Here is a 17084-nt window from a genome sequence, read left to right as displayed (position 1 = left end):
GATTCAATTCTTTAAATCAATATATATTCATAATCGCTTTTTTACGTATATAAGCGTGCTGTCGGCATTGTTTTTAATGTCGTTTTGGTTTCCTATTATATATAACGTAACATGGTTGTTGGTTTTGTTTTTTGCAATAACTATGTTTATAGATTTAGTTATTCTATATCGTTATAAAAACGGTTTTTTAGCAAAGCGAATAGTATCAGAAAAATTATCAAATTCTGATGCTAATGAAATATCAGTAACGTTAGAAAATAACTATCCATTTCAAGTTTTTATAAATGTGATAGATGAATTACCAGCACAATTTCAAAAAAGAGATTTTGCCTATAAAACAGCGCTTCAATCAGCAGAAAAATCAACATTTGTGTATAGTGTTCGACCAGTAGAAAGAGGAGCCTATAATTTTGGAAATGTACATGTATTTGTTTCTTCTGTATTACAAATGTTTTCAAGAAGATATACTTTTTCAGATGATAAAAGTGTAAAAGTATATCCGTCGTATGTGCAAATGAAAAAGTACGAATTTTTGGCAATGCATAATAATTTGACAGAATTCGGAATGAAAAAAATCAGACGAATTGGTCAAACAATGGAATTTGAGCAGATAAAAAATTACATTCCGGGTGACGATGTACGAAATGTGAATTGGAAAGCAACAGCCAAAAGAGGGGAGTTGATGGTAAACCAATACCAAGATGAAAAATCGCAACCCATTTATTCTATTATCGATTTAGGGCGTGTTATGAAAATGCCTTTTGAAGAATTAAGTCTGTTAGATTACGCTATAAATTCAACCTTAGCTTTTTCGAACATAGCCTTGTTAAAAAATGATAAAGCAGGAATGCTTACGTTTTCTAAAAATGTAGAAAAAATTATTGCCGCAAGTAATAAAAAAACAAACCTTTCGGTAATTAACGAAGAACTATATAATATAACAACCAATTTTACCGATGCTAATTTTGCACTATTGTATGCAACGATTAAAAGAAAAATTAACCAACGAAGTTTATTAATTTTATATACAAATTTTGAACATATTTCGGCTTTAAAAAGACAGTTGCCTTATTTAAAAGCAATTGCAAAAAAGCACTTATTGGTTACTGTTTTCTTTGAAAACACAGAATTGGATAGTTTGATAAATGAAAATTCAGAAGATTTACAAGATGTTTATCATAAAACAATAGCTGAAAAATATGCATTTGAAAAGCGTTTAATAGTAAAAGAATTAGAACGAAACAGTATTCATGCTATTTTAACGAAGCCACAGCAATTATCGGTTAATGTGATAAATAAATACCTTGAGTTTAAAGCAAAAGGAATGATATAAAAAAGCGACCAATTTGGTCGCTTTTTTTATGTGATTAAAATTTATTAGTAGAGTATATATACATATTTTTAAACTAACGATGTCAGGTCGAGCGGAGTCGAAATCTATTTATTATAATTTAGTAATTCCAATATTTAAAAGGTTTGAATTTAAGGTAGTTCCTCCAGCATTAATTACGTATCTAACGTTTACAAGATCGTTTTGGTTTAGCGCATACATTAAAGTACCAGTTGTACCCCAATAATCTTGTGAGGGAAAAGAAGTGAACCCTCTAGATAAATATCCACGTCTAACTCCGTTAATAAATACCCCTAAAATATATTTAGTATCACCAGAAGGCATATTTGTTACAGATATTTCTCCTGAAATTAAATAGTTACCATCATGTAGTACTCTAATTTCAGAATTTTCTACAACAGCATAATACAAGGTATTTATAAACTGTATTTGAGGAGTATTTAAAGGGAGGTCGTAAAAAGTGTTAGTACCAGTATTTAAATTAGTAGAACTATTTCTGTTTAAAATAACAGTTTTACTTTCTGTGCTAGGTGCTATTAACATTTTCCAACCGTCAATATCATCCCAAATCTTAGTTTGGGTAGGCGTATTATTTGTGTCAAACCAAATATCATTTTCTAAAGGAGATAAAGGAGCTGTATTTGAGGTTGTTACTTTGTTGTTGTTTACGTATTTAATTGTGCCTTTATTATCAACAACTCTAACTTTTTGAGCATTTAATGATAGGCAGGTAATTATAATACTAAATAATAACGTTAAATGATTTTTTTGATTATAAAACATTTTAATCGCTTGTATATGAGTTTTTTATGGGGCGTAAAAAAAACGACCAATTAGGTCGTTTTTTTATTATAAGTGATAATTTTATTGGTATTTTTCTAAAGCTTCTTGGTATTGATCCATAAAAACACTCCAATCTGTAGTGGCTAATCTATAACCTGTTAAAAGTAAGTAAACTGAGTTTATAATTAAAGCAATCATAGCAACTGTTCTAGCTGTCTTTATCGCTTTAAGTGTCGCAGAATCATAATCGTTTGGATTTGCTTGGGCATCTTTCATTTTGTTATTAGCCATAATAAAAGCAGGTGCAGCTAGTATAATACCTAAACCAGCAAAACAACAGCATAAAAAACTGATTATTGATAGAACGTAAATTACTGTTGGGTTAAATTGTTTTTCCATAGTCTTTAAAATAATTTTATATTAATTGATTCATTTTTATTAGGTAACTTACTACAATGATAAGTACATTAATAACAGCTAAAATACTTATAATTTTTTGAGCGTATTTAATTTTATAAAATAAATTAAGTACAATAATTACCGCTAAAAAAAGTAAAGTATATATAGCAGGATACATTTTAAAAGCAGCAATAAACTCACCATGAATTAATAAGCTTAAAGCACGTTGTGTACCACAGCCTAAACAATCAACTCCAAAGAATTTTTTATTTAAACAAGGCAACATATAATCATCCATTTGTAAGTACATTGTTGTTATTTAAACATATCCATTCCTGGAATATTAGGCATTCCATCTTTTGCAGCAACAGCCAATTCATGCTCATTAATATCTCCAGCCCTTTTTAAAGCTTTATTTAATGTTAAAATTAAGTAATCTTCTAACTCTTCCTTGTCTGCTAATAAAGATTCGTTAATGGTAATTGCTTTTACCTCTCTATTGGCAGTAACAGTAATTTTTAAAGCGCCATTAGCGGCATTTTCATCAATTAAAACAGAATTTAATCGTTTTTTAGTGTCTTCAACCTTTTGTTGAGCTTCTTTTAATTTGCCCATCATCCCTGAAATATCTCCAAACATTTATCGTTGTATTTATAATTATTTAAGATGACAAAAATAGTATTTTCACAAGAAAATTAACCAAACTAAATAAAAATGAAAAAAATAATACTAACTGCTATAGCTTTTAACCTTATTTTTGTGAATTGCAAAAAACAGGAAATGAAAAAAGACATTATAGCTCCAATTGCTGAAAAGCAACCAACAACTTTAAAAAAACACGGAGACGTACGTACTGATGATTATTTTTGGATGCGTTTAACCGATGCACAAAAAGAAGCTGCAATTAAAGACGAACAAACTCAAAAAGTATACGATTACTTAAACGCTGAAAACTCTTATTACAAAGAAAGTACTAAAGAAACAGAAAAGTTTCAAGAGCAGTTATTTCAAGAAATGAAAGGTCGTATTAAAGAAGATGATGAGTCGGTACCTTATAAAAGTAATGGATATTTCTACATTGCACGATATGAAAAAGGACAACAATATCCTATTCATAGTCGTAAAAAAGGAAATTTAGAAGCTGAAGAAGAAATTATATTTAATGTAAATGACGAGGCAAAAGGGCATGATTACTTTCAATTAGGTGGTTTAAGTATATCACCAAATAATAAGTTAACAACTTTTGCAACAGATACGGTAAGTCGTCGTCAGTACGTTATAAAAATAAAGAACTTAGAAACAGGAGAAATTTATCCTGATAAAATAGAAAATACAACAGGAGGTGCTGTTTGGGCAAATGATAATAAAACATTGTATTACACCAAAAAAGATCCAGAAACACTGCGTAGTTCACAAATTTACAAGCATGTTTTAGGAACAGATTCAGCTAAAGATGTGTTAATTTTTGAAGAAAAAGACGAAACTTTCGGAACTTTTGTTACTAAAACAAAATCTAAAAAATACCTAGTTATAGGTTCTTATAGTACTGTTTCTAATGAATATCAAGTATTAGAAGCCGATACTCCAAATGGTGAATTTAGAATGATTCAACCACGTGAGCGCGATTTAGAATATGATATAGCACACTACGAAGATCATTTTTATATTAAAACAAATAAAGATGGAGCAACAAACTTTAAGTTGATGAAAACTCCTGAAAGTAAAACTGAAAAAGAGAATTGGGTAGATGTTATACCGCATAGAGAAGATACTCTATTTGAAGATTTTTCAATTTTTAAAGACTATTTAGTTTTAGAAGAAAGAAATAACGGGTTAAATAAAATCCGTTTTAAGCGTTGGGATAATAGTGAAGATTATTATCTACCTTTTAATGAAGAAACATACTCAGCAGGCGTACACGGAAATCCGGAATTTGATACCGATATTATTCGATATTCTTATAATTCTATGACAACACCAAGTTCTGTAATTGATTTTAATATGAAAGATCAATCAAAAGAAGTTAAAAAAGAACAAGAGGTTTTAGGAGGTAAGTTTGATAAAAATAACTATGTAAGTGAACGTATTTGGGTTACGGCACGAGATGGTAAAAAAGTAGCATTATCAATAGTACATCACAAAAACACCAAATTAACTAAAGACACTCCAATTTTACAGTATGCTTACGGTTCGTATGGGCATATTGTTTCTGATGGGTTTTCAACTACACGTTTAAGTTTATTAGACAGAGGTTTTGTATATGCTTTAGCACATATTAGAGGAAGTGAGTATTTAGGTCGTGATTGGTATGATGACGGAAAAATGTTAAATAAGAAGAATACTTTTAATGATTTTATTGATTGTTCTAAGTATTTAATAGCTAAAGGTTACACTTCTCCAAAACACTTATATGCAATGGGAGGTTCTGCAGGAGGATTATTAATGGGAGCTATTATTAACATGAACCCTGAGTTATATAACGGAATTATAGCTGCTGTACCGTTTGTAGACGTAATATCTACAATGTTAGATGATACGATTCCTTTAACAACTGGTGAGTATGATGAATGGGGTAATCCTAATGATAAAGAATATTATGATTATATTAAATCATATTCTCCTTATGATCAAGTAACAGCAAAAGCATATCCAAACATGTTAATTACAACAGGTTTACACGATAGTCAAGTACAGTACTGGGAACCAGCTAAATGGATCGCGAAACTTAGAGATGTAAAAACAGATGACAACCTATTATTTTTGCATACTAATATGGAAGCAGGACATGGAGGTGCTTCAGGAAGATTTGATGCATTAAAAGAAACAGCAGAAGAATATAGCTTCTTTTTAATGTTAGAAGGTAAGTTAAAAAAATAATTATATTTTTGCACTCGATTTGAGTGTAAGCGTCATTGTAAAAATAACGAAGAATCTCAACAAGATAATTCGTGTTCATTTTTACAATGACGCTTTCTTATTTTATAATAAAAATGGATAGACATAAAGGTATTACCAATTCAATTTTAGATTTAGTAGGGCAAACCCCAATGATAAAGCTAGATAAAATAACTAAAAGTTTTTTAGGTACATATTATGCAAAAATAGAAGCTTTTAACCCTGGGCATTCAGCTAAAGATAGAATAGCATTACATATTATTGAAAGTGCTGAGAAAAAAGGTATTTTAAAGCCAGGAGATATTATTGTTGAAACTACATCAGGAAATACAGGATTCTCTATAGCAATGATAAGTGTAATTAAGGGATACAAGTGTATTCTGGCAGTGAGTGATAAATCGTCGCAAGATAAAATAGATATGCTAAAGTCAATGGGAGCTGAAGTACATGTTTGCCCTGCCTATGTACCCGCAGATGATTCACGTTCTTATTATGAAGTAGCAAAGAGGTTACATAAAGAAAACCCAGGGTCTATTTATATAAATCAATATTTTAATGAATTAAATATAGAGGCACATTATAAATCTACAGGGCCTGAAATATGGGAGCAAACAAAAGGTAAAGTTACTCATGTTGTAATTGCAAGTGGAACGGGAGGAACGATTTCTGGAACAGGGAAGTTTCTAAAAGAAAAAAATCCAGCTATAAAAGTTTTAGGAGTAGATGCTATTGGTTCGGTTTTAAAGAAATATCATGAAACAGGTGAATTTGATGAAAATGAAATATCTCCTTATAAAATTGAAGGGTTAGGTAAGAATCTAATTCCTACAGCAACCGATTTTGATGTAATTGATATTTATGAAAAAGTATCAGATAGAGATGCAGCATTTAAGTCAAGAGAATTAGTAAAAACAGAAGGTTTATTTTGTGGCTATACTTCAGGTGCTGTTTTACAGGCTACCCAACAGTATAATGATAAAGGATTTTTTGATAAGGATAGTGTTGTCGTTGTTATTTTACCAGATCATGGTTCTCGTTACATGAATAAAATTTACTCAGATACTTGGATGAAAGAACAAGGTTTTTTATAAAATAGATTAACAGATTAGATAAATATCTTTAGAGCCATTAAATGAGCGTAGAAAACATACCAGAATCATATCTTAAAACAAAAGGAAACATACCTGATTTGTTTGTCTATGATTTTAAAATGACTGAAAACCTTATAAAAACCAAGGTAAATTTAAACAGCCATATGTTTAGTTTTTTACAAACAGGAAAAAAACAAGTTCATTTTTCAGATACCTCGGTTTTAGTAGATAATTCACAGTCTTTATTGATTAAAAAAGGAAATTGCCTTTGGACAGAATTATTAGATACCGATGAAATTTATTACTGCAAACTTCTTTTTTTTTCGGATAAAAAGATAAAAGAATTTTTACAGAAACACGTAAAGTACAATAGCGAAATACAAGAAGCGCAATCTTATTTTACAATAGAAAATGACTCTTATATAGATTCTTATCTAAACTCATTAGCTACTATAATGGCTGCACCTGTAGCTTTTATGAATACTTTATTAAGCGTTAAATTTGAAGAATTATTATTGTATTTAACGAATAAATACGGAGAAGTATTTGAAAATTACTTAAAATCGTTAATTGAAGAAGAAACTTCTCCATTAAAAAAAACGATTGAAAAAAACGTATACACTTCACTTAGTTTAGAAGAAATTGCTTTTTTGTGTAATATGAGTTTATCTACATTTAAAAGACATTTCATAAAAGAATATAAGCAATCTCCAGGAAAATGGTTTCGAGACAAACGACTGTTAAGGGCTAAAGAATTATTAGAGACTTCAACTATAAAAGTATCAGATATCTATTTAGATTTAGGGTATAATAATTTATCTAATTTTAGTAGTGCTTTTAAAAGTAAATTTGGCATTAATCCTTCTGAAATTTAAATTATCGTATTTTTTTGACCTTTTTTCATAACAAGTTGACCTTTTCTAGTAAGTGTATACTATTATATACTGCTTAAATTTGCAGTGTAATTTATAAAACAAAAAATAAGAAAATATGAATATTACCTTAGAACAAGCAGAGAAAATTATTGGAGTAGCAAAAGTTAAATCTTTAGAGATAGATACTAAAATGAATATTGCGGTTGTTGATGCTGGAGCAAATTTAGTAGCTTTTGCGCGTATGGACGGTGCATGGTTAGGTTCATTAGATATTTCAATTAAAAAAGCTAAAACAGCTCGTTTCTTTGATATGAATACAGGAATTATAGGTGAGCTGTCTCAACCAGGAGCGCCTTTGTTTAATATTGAACATTCTAATAATGGGTTAATTACATTTCCAGGTGGTGTACCTGTAAAAGATGCGAACGGTACTATTATCGGAGCAATAGGTGTAAGTGGTAGTTCTGTAGAAAATGATCATACAGTAGCTGAAACAGGAGCAAACGCACTGTAATTTTAAAAAATAGTAGTAATTAAAAAGGATGGCTTTGCCATCCTTTTTTTTGTAAATAAACATGTAGTTGTACATTTGTTGTTAATAATAGTGTGTTTATGAGTGTTAAAAAAAGAGAAAAGAAACCTTGGCCAACAAAAGAAGCGATGGAACAGGTTTATGAAATGAAGTTGTGGGGAAGTGATAAAGCTAAATTTTATTCTGGTGAAGGTTCTCATAATGTTGAAATTGTAAATCCATACATAGCAGCGATAACTTCATTTTTAACAGCATTTAATATACCGCTTACGGTATGCGATTTGGGATGTGGCGATTTTAATGTTGGTAAAGAATTAGTAAAGTATACGAGTAAATATATTGCGGTAGATATTGTGCCAGAACTTATTGTGCATAATAAAGAGAAATTCAAAGAAGAAAATTTAGAGTTTCATTGTTTGGATATTGCGAAGGATGAGTTGCCTATTGCAGACTGTGTTTTAATAAGGCAGGTACTACAACATTTATCGAATAGCGAAGTAGCACAGGTTGTAGATAAGTTAGCCAATTTTAAATATGTTATTTTAACAGAACACCTTCCTAAAGGAGACTTTGTAGCTAATAAAGAAATTATTTCAGGTCAAGGAACTAGACTTAAAAAGCAAAGTGGTTTAAACTTATTAATTTCTCCGTTTAATTTTAAAATAAAAGAGCAAAAACAATTAATAACTGTTTCTTTAAAAGAAAATAAAGGAGTTATTGTAACAACATTATATACGGTTTTTTAAGAACGTAGTAATAATGTATGTATATTTTATAAAAAAACGCTGTTAATTTAATTATTAACAGCGTTTTTTTATTCATTTAATAGTTTTTCTCTATTTAAAATTGGTCTGGTAATAGGGTTGAGTCTTTTGAGTGTTTCTGGATGAACCCCCCTATCTGTAAAATATTCACCTTCTCCTTTTATATTTTTTCCATACCATACTAATGGGATATTTTTTTTAAAGAAAATTGTACTATCTGTAACAGTAATCCTTTTAAATGTTTCAATATTTATAGCGTATTTTCCGTTGTTAATAGCCTTTTTTGCAAGGCAAGAAGATTTTTCAAAATGATCAGTTTTCCAGATAATACAATTTCCTTTAATTGAATAGTTATTTTGATAAGTATATATTGATAATACTAACATAAATACAGTTGAAGCAATAACGACTAGTTTATTGACATCCTTTTTATACCATTTTATAGGAGTTACTCTATCTATTGTTGTTTTAGCGTTTTCAAAAACAGGATTTTTTTCTGTTTCTAGAGATATATCAGTAGTTTTTTTGATATAATCATCATAATCTTCATGTCCTAAATATTTAGACATATAATTTCTTTGAAATTTATTTGGGTCTTTGACACTTTTCTCTTTTTCTTCAATATATTTTTCATATAATCTAGTCGCTTTTCTTATACCAATGTGGTTTTCATCACCATAATTAATATTTAAATTTTCTTGAAATTCAAGATGCCAAAAACTTGCTTTTGAATTTTTATTTTTTTTGATTTCTTTTTTTTCAATCTCGTTAAAGAAATCTGTTATAAGTTGTTTAACCATAGTTGTTTAGTTGTTTGGTCAAAAATAACCACTTTGGTAAATTTTTGGTTACGGTTATCCATAAAATAGCCAAAACTATTTGGTTAAAAATTGTCTAAATCTTGACGAAATATAAACTCAAAAACCTTCCAATATTTGCAATGTCATTAATCGATAACTAAAAAAATAAAAATTGATTAATACAATTAAAAGGTTTTAAATCAGTGCTTTTATTAGAAGGAAAGCTACTAAATAGTTACTGGTTTTAAACTTCACTTTCCACGAAAGAGGCTCGAGACTCTTTTAAAATTATTAGGCTTTTCAAGTATCATTAAAAACTGGGCAACAGCTTGGAAAGGAAAACTAATGCTCAAAATTTTAAAAGAAAACATGAGGAATTTAATTTATATAGCAGTTTTAGTAGTAAGTGGAGTATTTACATCTTGTACAGATTTAGAAGAAGATATAGTACCAAATCAAGTAGAACAAGAACTTCAGAATACGGGGGGAGGAAATGATCAAGATCCTGATGAAGACGAAGACCCAGAAGGGGGCAAGTAATAATAAATTAAAAAGAGTGCATGTTATGCACTCTTTTTTAATTATTTTTAAAGTATGAAACAGAGAATAAACAAACTATTCCTTATTATACTATTAATTTTTATAGGAGCTTGTACTAATAATCAAAAAAAAGATTCTTTAGGTAAAAAAGAAATTAAGAGAAAGAACCTATCATATGATTTACGTTTAAGAAAGTCTATTTTGAGATATAAAGAGATTAAAAGGGAATCTAACTATCATGAACAGGTAAAAGAGTTGAAAGAAATAACTTTTTGTTATTCAAAGCTTGATAGTTTGGATAGTGTAATTACACATGGGAGGAAAACAATTTTATTGTCAACAAAAATAAATGATTTTTCTTCAATTGGTTTTTCGTACTATTATGTAGGATTAGGTTTTAAAAGGTTAAAACAATATGATAGTGCATATTTTAATTACCAAAAATCTAAAGATTTTTATTTGAAGTTAAAAGATAGTTTTTATGTTGCTAAAAGATTACTCAATTTAGCAAAAATAGAGTCAGCGAATGGTCTTTATTATAAGAGTGATTCAACTGCTATACAAGCTTTAAAATATTTAAAAAATACGAAGTCAAAAATAGTAACTTCTTTATATAATTGTTTAGGTATAAATGCAAATCAACAAAAACAATATAATGAAGCGATTGAATGGTATAATTTGGCTATTAATTCGAGTAATAATAAAATTAAAATTCTTAGATATCGTAATAACAAAGCAAATAATAGTGTTTTCTTAAAAGATTACAACAAAGCAATTTTGTATTATAAAAAAATAATTTCAGATGAATATTATGATAGTATTCCTTTAAAATTAAGAGCAAAAATTATTGACAATTATGCTTTGGTTAAAATATTAAATGGTCAAAATATTAATGAAAATGAATTTTTAAAAGCTCAGAAAATAAAAATAAAAATAGAAGATTATGAAGGGCTAATCTCTAATTATTCATATTTATCCGATTTCTTTAAGTTAAAAAAAAAGGATTCTAGAGCATTGGAATATGCTCATAAAATGTACAGCTTATCAAAAGAAGAAAAAAGGCCCAATGATAGAATAGAAGCAATAGATAGATTAATTAGCTTAGTAAATGATAAAGTTGTTAGAAAATATGCAAAAGAGAGAAGTTATCTGAAAGATAGTATAATCAACGCTAGGAGGAATTCTAGAAATAAGTTGGTTAAAATTATATATAATTTTGACCTTTTAGAAAAACAAAAATTAAAAGCACAAATTGATGTTGAACAGCAAAAATCTCAAAAACAACTTTGGGTTTTTATCGGTTTAACTACTTTTTTAGGATTTATAGTATACTTTTTCTATAAAAGAAATAAGACTAAAAAAGAAAAAATAATAGAAGTATATAAAACAGAAACTCGTTTGGCTAAAAAAATACATGATGAATTGGCAAATGATGTGTATTTAGCGATGAATAAAATTCAGAAAGAGAATAGGGAAGATACTTCAGTGTTATGTGATTTAGAAAAAATTTATTTGTTAACTAGAAACATTTCTCATGAAAATAGCCCTGTAGTTACAGGTGAACAATTTGAAGGCTTTTTAAAACAATTATTTTTAGAATTTTCAATAGATAGTTGTCGGGTTATGAGTAAAGGATTACCGGAAGTACAAGTAAATACTTTGGCTAAAGAAAAACAAATTGTTATGTACAGAGTGTTGCAAGAGTTATTAGTGAATATGAAAAAGCATAGCAAAGCAAATTTGGTAGTAATTTCATTTTCAGTACTAAAAGGAGCGATACAAGTAAGGTATAAAGACAACGGAATTGGTATTGATAATTTAAGTTTAAAAAATGGGTTGCAAAATATGGAAACCCGTATAAAATCGATAGGAGGAACTATTATTTTTGAATCAGAAATACAGAAAGGATTTCAAGCTAAGTTTCAATTAAAAAAATAAATATGTTTCAAAAAGTATTAATAGCAGAAGATGCTGATTTTATGTCAAGTGGAATTAGAGCAGCTTTAGATAGTTTACAAATTCCAGTAATAGAATATGCTAAATATTGTGATGAAGCTTTTTTAAAACTTAAAAAAGCTTTTGTAAACAATGAACCATTTGATTTATTAATTAGTGATTTGTCATTTGTTGAAAACCCCAATCCGCAACGATTAACATCAGGAGAAGATTTAGTAGCAGAAGCTAAAAAGTTAGACTCATTATTAAAAACAATCGTTTTTTCGGTTGAAGATAAACCATATAGAGTACAGCAATTGTGTAATGAATTAAATGTAAACGCCTATGTGTGGAAATCAATATATGGAGAAAAAGAATTAAAAAAAGCAGTACAATTAGTATTTGATGAAGCTTTTTTTATATCTCCAAAATTATCACATATTTTAAAGCATAAAGAAACTTTTGAAATAACCGATTATGATGTAATTATATTAGAGCAGTTAGCAGAAGGATTAGATCAAAAGGAAATTAGTGAAGCGTTAAAAATAAAAGATATTAAACCCAATAGTATTAGTTCGGTAGAGAAACGCTTAAAATTACTTAAAGAAAATTTTAATGCTAATAATCCTACTCAATTAATAGCAATTACTAAAGATTTTGGATTAATTTAATTTGTTATTATAGCGAGAAAAAAATAAGTAATTTTATTTAAAATATTAGAAGCCTTACGGAAATCCGTAAGGCTTTTTGTTTTTAGTAAGGTAGTTTTGAAATGCTAATAAATTAGCGGCTACTAGAAGTAGTTATAACAAATAACAATTAAAAGTAATATGTCAAAAGGAAGAATTGAAAAATTAAAAGAGCAAATTAGTAATGCTCAAGAAAATATAAAAATAACAAGAACAAATACAGCCAATCATAAAGCTAATGGTAATCCAAAGCATTATCAAGAATCTGGTAGAAGAAAGATAAAGAGTCAACAGCAGTTGATAAAACAATATAAAGAAGAAATAAGAGAGCTTAAAGGAAATAAATCGTCGAGTAAAAGAGGTAGTGCTTTTAATGGTAATATTTTATTCTTACCATTTAGAATACTTAGCTGGTTTATTAAACTTGCTTTAAAAGGCTAATTTTATTAAACGAACAATATGAGTAATTTTGGAAGAAGCCTATCTCGTGAGCTAGGAAAAAATACAGGTAAATGGATGAGTAATGCTGTTTTTGGAGATAAGCATGCAACACCACATAAGTTTATTTATAACAGGCAAGTTGAACAGCGTAATAGTGAGCGGATTCAAGTAAAAGAGTATAAATCCCATCAGAAACAACTTGAAATAAGTAGAAGAGAAAATGAAAAGGAATTAAAAAGATTAGCTAATGAAGAAGCAGAATCTCAAAAACGTTTAATAATTGGTAATAATAAAATTGAGGTAGAGGAACATAATACTTATATTCAAGTAATTCAGTCAGTTCATAAAGATTATTCTGATTATGTAGATTGGAATGAAATTGTAAATCAAGACAGTCCTAAATATATTCAAACAGTTAAAGAGGTAAGTGATATAATAGAAAAAAAGGTCGATAGGCATATTGAAAAGTCTGTTGAGATATATAAAAACGAATTAGATCTGTCTTTTTGTAGAAAGTTATTTGACAAGCTATTTAAAAATAGATTTATGCTTATTAAGAAATTAATTTTTGCAGACGATTATAAAAAAGAACAATCGATGCAGTTTAAAATTGAGGAAAAGACTAATAGTCGAGAAAATTTGATGCATAAAAAATTAGAGGAACATGAAGAGAAAAGAGAAATTTATGAACGAGAATTAAAAAATCATGAAGAACTCTTAATGGTGGCAGATGGAGTAATTGAAAAAGATTTAAATGCTTTTACATATGCTATTAACTTATTTAATCCTTTTTTTGATTTAAAAGAATATGGTTCCGATTTATCATTTTCGGTAGAGAATAATCAAATTTCAGTTGATTTTTTTGTTCATGGTGAAGAAGTTTTACCTACTGTTTCAAAAAAAACAATGAGAAATGGTTTAGAAATAAAGGAAGAACTTATACCAACTTCAAGATTTAACGAAATTTACCAAGATTATGTTTGTAGTTGTATTTTACGAATAGCAAAAGAGTCTTTCTTGTTATTACCTATTAACACAATCGATATAAATGGAAAGAGTAGTATATTAAATTTAGCAACCGGTAATTATGAAGAGAAAATAATTGTTGCTGTTCAGGTTGAAAGAAAGATTTTAGAAAAACTAAATTTTGATTTATTAGATCCATCTGAAAGCATGAGTAATTTTAAACACAATATGTCTTTTAAGAAAACAAGCGGATTTATACCAGTTTCTGAATTGGCATAATAAAACAATGCTATTTTGATGATAGTAAAACACAAAACCCTACGGATTCCCGTAGGGTTTTGTGTTTTTTGATAGGTAATTTTGAGATAGTATTAATTTAAATTTAATAAAGATGTCAAAAATGCCATTAGGAACGATTAGAAAAACAGGTCAAAAATGTCCAGAATCAGGAGTATGGGAAGCTCAAGCAAATCCTTCAGGAACAATTCCATTATCAAAAGGAGAAACATTTCCACCACATAATGGAAATGCTGTTGATTGGAAGCTAATTTCATATGCTTAAAATGACTAAAAAGGGTCTCTTGTAGTGAAATACAAGAGGTTCTTTTTTAATATTGATGAAAAAAATATCCTAATGTAAAAACAAGATTAATTGATTTAAAGTCATAGGATTTTTTTTATTAGAATAATGATTTTTGAAAGATATTTATTATGTTGATACTAATTGTGAACAAAACCTTAACCTTAATGAAAAAACATAGAAATTTTATTCTTGTTGGAATACTAACTGTATTTATGGTTAGTTGTTCTGAAAACAAAAGACAATCGGAAGAAAAGAAAGAGATAAAAAAATATAAACCGTTTAAAATTGAATTTGATAACATGAAAATATCTAAATACACAATTGAAGATATTCAAATTGTTAATACAAAAACGATAGTTGGAAGAATGTCGAATTATACAACTAAAGAACTTAATGAATTGCCAAGTAGTAAAAGACTAACGGTGTGTATTGTTGTACCATATGAGATATCAAAAGATATTCTTGAGAACACATTTAAATCAATAGTTGCAGAAAAAATAAAATCAGACAATGATATTGACGAAATAGTAATATTTGCCTACGATGATAAAAAAGATATTGGAAATACACCATATACTTTTGGAAAATTATTATGGTCACCAAATGGTAAAATAGGAATGATGACACCTGAAATAGTTGTAAATAAAGATAGGAGTAGTTATAAGTTTGATATTAAAATAAAAAATAAAGTCGGAAATATTAAAAAAGAAGATTTACCAATTAAAAGGGAACTATACATTTATAACGAAATAATGAATGAAAAATATATAGGAATGGATGATGATAAAATCAGAAAAATTGTAATGAAAAAGTTTAAAATTAAAACGAAAAAGGAGTATGAAAAAATTTATCTTAAAGTTGGAGTTTATAAGCTTTTTTAAATCCTAAAAACAAGTTGTAGTAATCTAACTTAATGCATCGTAATTATAAGGAGAACCTCTTTATTTAAGAATTTTATTAGTAATACAAGGTCAATGGATTAAGGTAAAAGTTAGAAGAACTCAAACCATTGGTTTTGTATATTATAAACATGTTGTTTTGGTTAATGATTAAGTGATTTTTTATATAAAAATAGAAGCTTACGGATTTCCGTAAGCTTTTGTTTTTTAGTGTGGTTAGTTTTGGTGTATGGAAATATTAATTACAAATTATTACGAAACATTAGCACTAGTAGCTTTATTATTAATTATCATAGACATCATTCTTTCTTTTGAGTACCCAACTCACATAGCCTATATTTTATTAACTCTTTTTTGCATACTAAAGATAAAAGCCGCTCTTGTAACTTCAATGTTATTAGCAGTAATCATATGGTTTGTTTTTATCACGTTTCATTATCTAGTTTGGAGAAAACAACTTGAAAAAATACATGATAAGATTATTTCTCCAAGAAAGCATGTAGGAGGTATAGAGAGAGTTATTGGCATGAATGGGAAGATAATAAATATAGAAGGAGAATTATTTATAGAGGTAGAAAAAGAAGTATATCAATTTGAAAGTGTGATTTTAAAAGAGATTAAAGAAGGTGAATCACACAAAATTATAAATGTAAAATCACATAAATTAATAATATAAAAATTAAAAAAGAAATGGCAATTATTTACACTATCCCACAAAACCATGTTGTACTTGTTAAAAGGTTTGGAAAACATAGTAGAGTTCAAAAAGACGGACTTAGGTTTAAAATTCCTTTTATTGAAACAATAAAATACGTTAATAACTGGAACAATGTTGCGAATAAGAAGAATTATCAGATAGAGTTGTCTGAACAACAAACTGATACTCCACCAAGACAATGTCAAACATTAGATAATGTTACTATTGATGCTGATGCTTCTGTTTATTGGAAAATTATAGATCCAGCAAAAGCAGTTTATGATATAGATATTTTACCTAAATCAATAAAAGATGTTGCTTTAAATGCCTTAAGATCTAATATAGGCAAACTAAAATTAGATCAAGTTTTATCTGAAAGACAAAATCTGAATCAAAAAATCTCTGCTCAATTAATGGATATAGCAGAAAAATGGGGTGTTGTATTTACAAGAGTTGAAATTCAGGAGATAAAATATTCAGATGATACAGCAGAGGCTATGATGCAAGAGATGACTGCTGAAAGAAAAAAAAGAGCAATAATAGCGGAAGCAGAAGGTAAAGCGCAAGCAGAAGTAACCGAGGCAAAAGCTCAGGCTGAAGCAACCTTTATTAGAGCAAAAGCACAAGCAAGTGTTTTAGGATTATTAGCTGAGGCAGATGCTAATTATTTGTCGACTCTTAAAGATGAATTAAGCTCAGATAAAGCAAGTGAAATAATTATGTTTCAAAAATACATAGACGGAATGAAAATTATTACAAATAACCCTAGTAATAAAGTTTTTTTACCTACTAATTTTAAAACGGCATTAGAATTAAACACTCATTAAAACATATTATAAGTTAT

Annotated in this window: 20 protein-coding genes; 15 read left to right on the top strand and 5 right to left on the bottom strand. The window is 28.2% G+C overall.

Annotated elements, in window-relative coordinates:
* Position 1: 1 nt before the first annotated feature.
* Positions 2 to 1333, top strand: coding sequence for a DUF58 domain-containing protein (locus CXF68_RS16740; RefSeq protein ID WP_101047571.1), 1332 nt, complete (start codon positions 2 to 4; stop codon positions 1331 to 1333).
* A 111-nt stretch (positions 1334 to 1444) separates the two neighbouring features.
* Here the strand turns inward: CXF68_RS16740 and CXF68_RS16735 are convergent, their stop codons facing one another.
* The 4 genes from CXF68_RS16735 to CXF68_RS16720 form a co-directional block, all read right to left on the bottom strand.
* Entirely contained in the window at positions 1445 to 2134 is a 690-nt protein-coding gene (locus CXF68_RS16735; RefSeq protein WP_101046258.1) for a hypothetical protein, read from the bottom strand.
* Positions 2135 to 2215: 81 nt separating this feature from the next.
* On the bottom strand, positions 2216 to 2533 hold the full coding sequence (locus CXF68_RS16730; RefSeq protein WP_101046257.1) for a CCC motif membrane protein: 318 nt from the start codon (positions 2531 to 2533) through the stop codon (positions 2216 to 2218).
* Positions 2534 to 2549: 16 nt separating this feature from the next.
* Complete coding sequence (locus CXF68_RS16725; protein WP_232771677.1) at positions 2550 to 2843, bottom strand: DUF2752 domain-containing protein; 294 nt, start codon at positions 2841 to 2843, stop codon at positions 2550 to 2552.
* Positions 2844 to 2848: 5 nt separating this feature from the next.
* On the bottom strand, positions 2849 to 3172 hold the full coding sequence (locus CXF68_RS16720) for a YbaB/EbfC family nucleoid-associated protein (RefSeq protein ID WP_101046255.1): 324 nt from the start codon (positions 3170 to 3172) through the stop codon (positions 2849 to 2851).
* A gap of 75 nt (positions 3173 to 3247) precedes the next feature.
* Between CXF68_RS16720 and CXF68_RS16715 the strand changes: the two genes are divergently transcribed.
* The 5 genes from CXF68_RS16715 to CXF68_RS16695 all read left to right on the top strand — a co-directional run bounded on the left by CXF68_RS16715 (position 3248) and on the right by CXF68_RS16695 (position 8672).
* Entirely contained in the window at positions 3248 to 5410 is a 2163-nt protein-coding gene (locus CXF68_RS16715; protein ID WP_101046254.1) for a S9 family peptidase, read from the top strand.
* Between the two features lie 113 nt (positions 5411 to 5523).
* Positions 5524 to 6519 carry a PLP-dependent cysteine synthase family protein gene (locus CXF68_RS16710; protein WP_101046253.1) on the top strand — a complete coding sequence of 332 codons (996 nt, stop codon included), beginning with the start codon at positions 5524 to 5526 and terminating at the stop codon, positions 6517 to 6519.
* Positions 6520 to 6560: 41 nt separating this feature from the next.
* A complete protein-coding gene (locus tag CXF68_RS16705; protein ID WP_101046252.1) occupies positions 6561 to 7394 on the top strand; it encodes an AraC family transcriptional regulator in 834 nt (277 codons plus the stop codon).
* A 115-nt stretch (positions 7395 to 7509) separates the two neighbouring features.
* Entirely contained in the window at positions 7510 to 7908 is a 399-nt protein-coding gene (locus tag CXF68_RS16700; RefSeq protein ID WP_101046251.1) for a heme-binding protein, read from the top strand.
* A 98-nt stretch (positions 7909 to 8006) separates the two neighbouring features.
* A complete protein-coding gene (locus CXF68_RS16695) occupies positions 8007 to 8672 on the top strand; it encodes a class I SAM-dependent methyltransferase (RefSeq protein WP_101046250.1) in 666 nt (221 codons plus the stop codon).
* Positions 8673 to 8740: 68 nt separating this feature from the next.
* Here the strand turns inward: CXF68_RS16695 and CXF68_RS16690 are convergent, their stop codons facing one another.
* Complete coding sequence (locus CXF68_RS16690) at positions 8741 to 9490, bottom strand: hypothetical protein (protein ID WP_101046249.1); 750 nt, start codon at positions 9488 to 9490, stop codon at positions 8741 to 8743.
* A gap of 369 nt (positions 9491 to 9859) precedes the next feature.
* Here CXF68_RS16690 and CXF68_RS16685 point away from each other — a divergent pair, with 369 nt between their 5' ends.
* The 9 genes from CXF68_RS16685 to CXF68_RS16650 all read left to right on the top strand — a co-directional run bounded on the left by CXF68_RS16685 (position 9860) and on the right by CXF68_RS16650 (position 17067).
* The gene (locus CXF68_RS16685; protein WP_157821974.1) at positions 9860 to 10030 is read left to right on the top strand and encodes a hypothetical protein; all 171 of its coding nucleotides are present in this window, start codon (positions 9860 to 9862) and stop codon (positions 10028 to 10030) included.
* Between the two features lie 54 nt (positions 10031 to 10084).
* On the top strand, positions 10085 to 11968 hold the full coding sequence (locus tag CXF68_RS16680) for a tetratricopeptide repeat-containing sensor histidine kinase (RefSeq protein WP_101046247.1): 1884 nt from the start codon (positions 10085 to 10087) through the stop codon (positions 11966 to 11968).
* Between the two features lie 2 nt (positions 11969 to 11970).
* Positions 11971 to 12636 (top strand): response regulator transcription factor, encoded by a 666-nt coding sequence (locus CXF68_RS16675; protein ID WP_101046246.1) that lies wholly within the window; start codon positions 11971 to 11973, stop codon positions 12634 to 12636.
* A gap of 159 nt (positions 12637 to 12795) precedes the next feature.
* Positions 12796 to 13095, top strand: coding sequence for a hypothetical protein (locus CXF68_RS16670; RefSeq protein WP_101046245.1), 300 nt, complete (start codon positions 12796 to 12798; stop codon positions 13093 to 13095).
* An 18-nt stretch (positions 13096 to 13113) separates the two neighbouring features.
* Positions 13114 to 14340 carry a hypothetical protein gene (locus tag CXF68_RS16665; protein ID WP_101046244.1) on the top strand — a complete coding sequence of 409 codons (1227 nt, stop codon included), beginning with the start codon at positions 13114 to 13116 and terminating at the stop codon, positions 14338 to 14340.
* Positions 14341 to 14452: 112 nt separating this feature from the next.
* Positions 14453 to 14623, top strand: a complete 171-nt coding sequence (locus CXF68_RS20900; protein WP_198553843.1) for a hypothetical protein — start codon at positions 14453 to 14455, stop codon at positions 14621 to 14623.
* 185 nt (positions 14624 to 14808) lie between these two features.
* On the top strand, positions 14809 to 15525 hold the full coding sequence (locus CXF68_RS16660) for a hypothetical protein (protein WP_101046243.1): 717 nt from the start codon (positions 14809 to 14811) through the stop codon (positions 15523 to 15525).
* A 247-nt stretch (positions 15526 to 15772) separates the two neighbouring features.
* Positions 15773 to 16219 (top strand): hypothetical protein, encoded by a 447-nt coding sequence (locus CXF68_RS16655; RefSeq protein WP_101046242.1) that lies wholly within the window; start codon positions 15773 to 15775, stop codon positions 16217 to 16219.
* 14 nt (positions 16220 to 16233) lie between these two features.
* On the top strand, positions 16234 to 17067 hold the full coding sequence (locus tag CXF68_RS16650; protein WP_101046241.1) for an SPFH domain-containing protein: 834 nt from the start codon (positions 16234 to 16236) through the stop codon (positions 17065 to 17067).
* Positions 17068 to 17084: the final 17 nt, after the last annotated feature.

This window comes from Tenacibaculum sp. Bg11-29, from assembly GCF_002836595.1.
GTDB lineage: Bacteria > Bacteroidota > Bacteroidia > Flavobacteriales > Flavobacteriaceae > Polaribacter.
Note: the sequence above shows the minus strand (reverse complement) of the source record. Positions and strands in the feature narration are given on the sequence as shown.

Bases quoted from the DNA above. Each gene is read 5' to 3' on its own strand.
- CXF68_RS16735 (WP_101046258.1), bottom strand. From the start codon at position 2,134: ATGTTTTATAATCAAAAAAATCATTTAACGTTATTATTTAGTATTATA.
- CXF68_RS16730 (WP_101046257.1), bottom strand. From the start codon at position 2,533: ATGGAAAAACAATTTAACCCAACAGTAATTTACGTTCTATCAATAATC.
- CXF68_RS16725 (WP_232771677.1), bottom strand. From the start codon at position 2,843: ATGTACTTACAAATGGATGATTATATGTTGCCTTGTTTAAATAAAAAA.
- CXF68_RS16720 (WP_101046255.1), bottom strand. From the start codon at position 3,172: ATGTTTGGAGATATTTCAGGGATGATGGGCAAATTAAAAGAAGCTCAA.
- CXF68_RS16715 (WP_101046254.1), top strand. From the start codon at position 3,248: ATGAAAAAAATAATACTAACTGCTATAGCTTTTAACCTTATTTTTGTG.
- CXF68_RS16710 (WP_101046253.1), top strand. From the start codon at position 5,524: ATGGATAGACATAAAGGTATTACCAATTCAATTTTAGATTTAGTAGGG.
- CXF68_RS16705 (WP_101046252.1), top strand. From the start codon at position 6,561: ATGAGCGTAGAAAACATACCAGAATCATATCTTAAAACAAAAGGAAAC.
- CXF68_RS16700 (WP_101046251.1), top strand. From the start codon at position 7,510: ATGAATATTACCTTAGAACAAGCAGAGAAAATTATTGGAGTAGCAAAA.
- CXF68_RS16695 (WP_101046250.1), top strand. From the start codon at position 8,007: ATGAGTGTTAAAAAAAGAGAAAAGAAACCTTGGCCAACAAAAGAAGCG.
- CXF68_RS16690 (WP_101046249.1), bottom strand. From the start codon at position 9,490: ATGGTTAAACAACTTATAACAGATTTCTTTAACGAGATTGAAAAAAAA.
- CXF68_RS16685 (WP_157821974.1), top strand. From the start codon at position 9,860: ATGAGGAATTTAATTTATATAGCAGTTTTAGTAGTAAGTGGAGTATTT.
- CXF68_RS16680 (WP_101046247.1), top strand. From the start codon at position 10,085: ATGAAACAGAGAATAAACAAACTATTCCTTATTATACTATTAATTTTT.
- CXF68_RS16675 (WP_101046246.1), top strand. From the start codon at position 11,971: ATGTTTCAAAAAGTATTAATAGCAGAAGATGCTGATTTTATGTCAAGT.
- CXF68_RS16670 (WP_101046245.1), top strand. From the start codon at position 12,796: ATGTCAAAAGGAAGAATTGAAAAATTAAAAGAGCAAATTAGTAATGCT.
- CXF68_RS16665 (WP_101046244.1), top strand. From the start codon at position 13,114: ATGAGTAATTTTGGAAGAAGCCTATCTCGTGAGCTAGGAAAAAATACA.
- CXF68_RS20900 (WP_198553843.1), top strand. From the start codon at position 14,453: ATGTCAAAAATGCCATTAGGAACGATTAGAAAAACAGGTCAAAAATGT.
- CXF68_RS16660 (WP_101046243.1), top strand. From the start codon at position 14,809: ATGAAAAAACATAGAAATTTTATTCTTGTTGGAATACTAACTGTATTT.
- CXF68_RS16655 (WP_101046242.1), top strand. From the start codon at position 15,773: ATGGAAATATTAATTACAAATTATTACGAAACATTAGCACTAGTAGCT.
- CXF68_RS16650 (WP_101046241.1), top strand. From the start codon at position 16,234: ATGGCAATTATTTACACTATCCCACAAAACCATGTTGTACTTGTTAAA.